Source organism: Roseisolibacter sp. H3M3-2 (genome assembly GCF_029211165.1).
In the GTDB taxonomy this organism is placed as follows: domain Bacteria; phylum Gemmatimonadota; class Gemmatimonadetes; order Gemmatimonadales; family Gemmatimonadaceae; genus Roseisolibacter.
In genome coordinates this window covers 1-4,345 of the sequence record NZ_JARGEK010000381.1, presented here as the reverse complement: position 1 = coordinate 4,345, position 4,345 = coordinate 1, and the positions used below count along the sequence as shown (strand labels likewise).

General features: G+C 78.8%; 4 protein-coding genes. All 4 read left to right on the top strand.

The window, feature by feature from the left end; genetic code table 11:
• Nucleotides 1–144: 144 nt before the first annotated feature.
• The 4 genes from PYV61_RS21485 to PYV61_RS21470 all read left to right on the top strand — a co-directional run bounded on the left by PYV61_RS21485 (nt 145) and on the right by PYV61_RS21470 (nt 4,161).
• Nucleotides 145–2,739 carry a hypothetical protein gene (locus PYV61_RS21485; protein ID WP_275835506.1) on the top strand — a complete coding sequence of 865 codons (2,595 nt, stop codon included), beginning with the start codon at nt 145–147 and terminating at the stop codon, nt 2,737–2,739.
• A gap of 65 nt (nt 2,740–2,804) precedes the next feature.
• Nucleotides 2,805–3,257, top strand: a complete 453-nt coding sequence (locus tag PYV61_RS21480) for a hypothetical protein (RefSeq protein WP_275835504.1) — start codon at nt 2,805–2,807, stop codon at nt 3,255–3,257.
• Nucleotides 3,185–3,664, top strand: coding sequence for a helix-turn-helix transcriptional regulator (locus PYV61_RS21475; protein ID WP_275835502.1), 480 nt, complete (start codon nt 3,185–3,187; stop codon nt 3,662–3,664). Before PYV61_RS21480 ends, PYV61_RS21475 begins: the two co-directional genes overlap by 73 nt.
• Before the next feature lie 65 nt (nt 3,665–3,729).
• Entirely contained in the window at nt 3,730–4,161 is a 432-nt protein-coding gene (locus tag PYV61_RS21470) for a DinB family protein (RefSeq protein ID WP_275835500.1), read from the top strand.
• The last annotated feature ends 184 nt before the right edge of the window (nt 4,162–4,345 follow it).

Here is a 4,345-nt window from a genome sequence, read left to right as displayed (position 1 = left end):
CGCGCGAGGAGGACGCGGCGGCCACGGCGCCGGCGCACGCGCCGAGCGCGTCGCAGGCGTTCGGCCGCGCGGCGCGGGCGCGCCAGGTGCTCGGCGTCGCCGGGTCGTCGTTCCGCGAGGTGGCGACCGGGTGGGGGGGGCGTGGTGATCGCCTTCACCTGCGCGGTGCTGGTGCTGCTCGGCCCCGGCGCGCTGCAGCACATCGGGATCCCGCTGGTGCCGACCACCGAGCAGCTGACGACGTGGCTGACCACGACCGGCGGCGAGGCGTTCTGGATGACGATCCCGCTGATGACCGCGTTCTACGCCGGCGAGCTGGCGTGGCGCGAGCGCGACGCGGGGCTCGGCGAGATCGCCGACGCCGCGCCGGCACCCGACTGGGTGCCGCCCGCCGGCAAGTTCCTGGGGCTGGCCGGCGTGCTGGCGGTGCTGCAGGTCGCGGTGCTCGCCTCGGCGGTCGTGGTGCAGCTGCGCCTCGGCCACCGCGACCTCGAGCTCGGGCTGTACGCGCGCGTGCTCCTCGGGCTGCAGCTCGCCGACTACCTGCTGTTCGCCGCGCTGGCGGTGGCGGTGCACGCGACCGTGAACCACAAGCAGGTCGGGCACCTCGTGCTGGTGGTGGCATACGTGCTCACCGCGTTCGGCGGGGAGCTGGGGATCCGCCACCAGCTGCTGACCTACGGCGGCGACCCGGGGTGGAGCTACTCGGACATGCGCGGCTTCGGGCCGTTCCTGGGGCCGGTGCTCTGGCTCAAGGCGTACTGGGGCGCGTGGGCGGTGCTGCTGGCGGTGGCGTCGCGCGTGCTGTGGGCGCGCGGCACCGAGCGCGGCGACGTCGCGCGGCTGCGGCTGGCGCGCCGGCGGCTCACGCCGCGCGTGGCCGGGGCGAGCGCCGCGCCGGCGGCGGCGACCGTCGGCCTCGGCGGCTTCGTGTTCTACAACACGAACGTCCTGCACGCGTACCGCGCCGAGGGGGAGGCGGAGGCGCGCCGCGTGGCGTACGAGCGGGCGTACGCGCGCCACGCCGACGCGCCGCGCCCCGCGCTGGCCGCGACGCGCGTGCGCGTGGAGCTGTTCCCCGCCGAGGGGGCGGCGGAGCTGCGCGGGACGCACCTGCTGGTGAACCGCACCGGCGCGCCGCTCGGCGCGGTGCACGTGGCGACCGCGTGGGAGGTCGCGACCGACTCGCTGGCCCTCGACCGCCCGGCGACGCGGCTGGTGGACGACGCCGCGCTCGGCCACCACGCGTGGACGCTCGCGACGCCGCTCGCGCCGGGCGACAGCGTGCGGCTGTCGTTCGTGGTGCGCCACCGCCCGCGCGGGTTCACGAACGCGGGGCCCGACGCGTCGGTGGCGCCCGGCGGGACCTTCCTCACCAGCGCGTGGCTGCCGCGCGTCGGCTACGAGCCGGCGCGCGAGCTGGCCGACGCCGCGGAGCGCCGGCTGCGCGGGCTCCCGCCGCGCGTCGAGCGGCCGACGCCCGACGACGTGCGCGGCGCGCGCGTGATGGTGGAGGCCGAGGTGGGGACCGCCGCCGACGAGCTGGCGGTGGCGCCGGGGGCGCTGCGCCGCCGCTGGACGGCCGGCGGGCGCGCGTACCACGCCTACGCCACCGACGCGCCGATCCGCGACGACTGGGCGGTGTTCTCGTCGCGCTACGCCGTGCGCGAGGGGAGCTGGCGCGACTCCGCCGGGCGCGCGGTGCGGCTGGCCGTGCTGCACCACCCGCGCCGCGGGGGGAACGTCGACGGGATGCTGCGCGCCATGCGCGCCGCGCTCGACTACCACGCGGCGCGCTTCGGCGCGTACCCGTACGCCGACCTGCGGCTCGTCGGGCACCCGGGGAGCGGGCAGTCGCTGCACGCCTTCCCGATCAACGTGTCGTTCCGCGAGGACTTCGCGCTGATGGCGCCGTCGCGCGACCCGCGCCGCGTGGACTTCCCCTTCGGCATCGTGGCGCACGAGGTCGCGCACCAGTGGTGGGGGAACCGCCTCACGGCCGCCGACGGCGACGGCGCGGCGCTGCTGAGCGAGAGCCTCGCCTGGTACTCGGCGCTCGGCACCGTCGAGGCCGAGTACGGGCGCGCGCACGTCGAGCGGCTGCTCGGCGTGATGCGCGAGGCGTACCTCCAGCCGCACGCCCGCGCGGCCCCGCCGCTGCTGCAGGCGCGCGACTGGCTGCAGGCGTACCGGAAGGGGCCGTTCGCGCTGTGGACGCTGCGCGAGCTCGCCGGCGAGGCCGCGGTCACCGGCGCGCTGCGGCGCCTGCTCGACGCGCACCCCGAGGGGGCGCGGCCGCTCCCCACGTCGCGCGACCTGTACCGCGAGCTGCGCGCGGCGACGCCCGACTCGATGCGCGGGCTGCTGGCCGACCTGTTCGAGCGCAACACGTACTGGAAGCTCGAGGTGCGGCGCGCCGAGGCGGCGCCGGCCGGCGGCGGCGCGTGGCGGGTCGCGCTCGACGTGCGCGCGCGCAAGCTGGTGGTCGACACGCTCGGCGTGGAGCGCGAGGTGCCGATGGACGAGCGCGTCGAGCTGGGCGTGGACGGCGCGGCGGCGGGCGGGGCCGACGCGGCCGCGCCGGCGCTGTACCGCGGGACGCACCGGATCCGCTCGGGGGCGCAGCGCGTGGTGGTGACGGTGCGCGGCGCGCCGGCGCGCGCGCTGGTCGATCCGCGGCGCCTGCTCCTCGACGACGAGGGGGAGGACAACGCGGTGGAGGTCGAGCGCACGCCCTGAGCGGGGCGGCGGGTTGCGAATTCTTGCGCCTATCGCGGCGCGCCGGGGGGCGGTAGCGTCCGCGCATGAACCGCGTCCAGGTCCTGCTGCAGACGCCGTCGGCCCGGGTCGCCGTGTTCGACCACCCGCCCGACGAGGCGCACGTCGACCCCGCCGAGGAGGTGGCGGGGATGGACGCGATCGCATTCGTGGAGGCGGGGACGTTCGCCATCCGCCCGCACGGCGCGGCGGAGGCGTGGGAGTTCGCGCCGGGGCTGCTGTTCGTGTCGGCGCGCGGGCTCGCGTTCCGCTGCCGGCACGGCGAGGAATGCCCGGGGGACCGGTGCCTGTCGGTCGCCTACACCCCCGCGGGCGTGGACGACCTGCGCACCGCGGGGCTGCCGGCGCTGCGGGCGGGGGCGGTGCGCGGGGGCGCGCCGTCGTCGACGACGCGCTGCGCGCCGCGGTGCTGGCGGGGGCGCTGTACGAGTCGCTGTTCGACGCGGGGCCGGAGGCGCGCGGCGAGTCGCCCGAGGTGATGCGCCGCGTCGCGCCGGCGGGGCGCCTGGCCGACGCCGAGCACGCGGCCGCGCTGGCGCTGGCCGCGCTGGCGGCGGCCGCGGGGATGAGCCCGTACCACTTCGCGCGCACGTTCGCGCCGCTCGCCGGCGTGCCGCCGCTCCCCGAGGTCACCGCGGTGCGGCTGCGCGCGGCGGCGCACCGGCTGGCGCAGGGGGCGGCGGTGACCGACACGGCGCTGGCCGTGGGGTTCGCGTCGCTGAGCCACTTCGTGACGACGTTCCGGCGCCGCTTCGGCGTGACGCCGGCGGCGTTCGCGCGCGCGCCGCAGCGCGCCGCCATCCGCGCCGCGCTGTCGGACCCGGTGTGGCGCCGCGCCGGACGCGCCGGACTTCCGCAAGGATCCGCAAGCGCGGCGCGCGGGTGACGTCGTAGCGTGGGCGCGTGTCCGCCGGAGCGTCCGGCGGGCCGCACCCTTCACGACGAGGTCCCATGCGAGAGGTCCTGCTGGCGCGGTGGCGCGAGGTCGGCGACAAGACGGTGGAGCTGGCGGAGGCGGTGCCCGCGGCGGCGTACGACGCGCCCACCGCCCCCGGCGCCCGCACGTTCGCCGAGGCGCTGCGGCACCTGGCGTTCTGGAACGAGCACGCGCGCGAGACGCTGCGCGGCCACGCCCCCGACGGCTCGGCGAACGCGCTGCCGGCCGAAGCGTACCCCGACCGCGCGTCGGTGCTGGCGGCGCTGCGCGCGAGCGTCGGCGGCGTGGCGGACGCGATCGCGGCGTCGCGCGACGCGGACGCCGAGGCGGTGGTCGCGAACCTGGCGCACGCGGCGGAGCACTACGGGCAGCTGGCGGTGTACGCGCGGCTCGCGGGCGAGGCGCCGCCGGCGCCGCGGTCGGACGCGCTCGCCGGGGCGGCGTAGTGGGGGCGCGGCGCGGCGTGCGCGACGCCGTGGTGGTGTACGGGGCGGCCGGGCACACCGGCCGCTTCGTCGTCGCCGAGCTGGCGTGGCGCGGCACGCCGGTGATCCTGTCGGGGCGCGACGCGGGGCGGCTGGCCGCCGTCGCGGCCGCGCTGCCGGGCGCCGAGGTGCGGCCGGCGGCGGA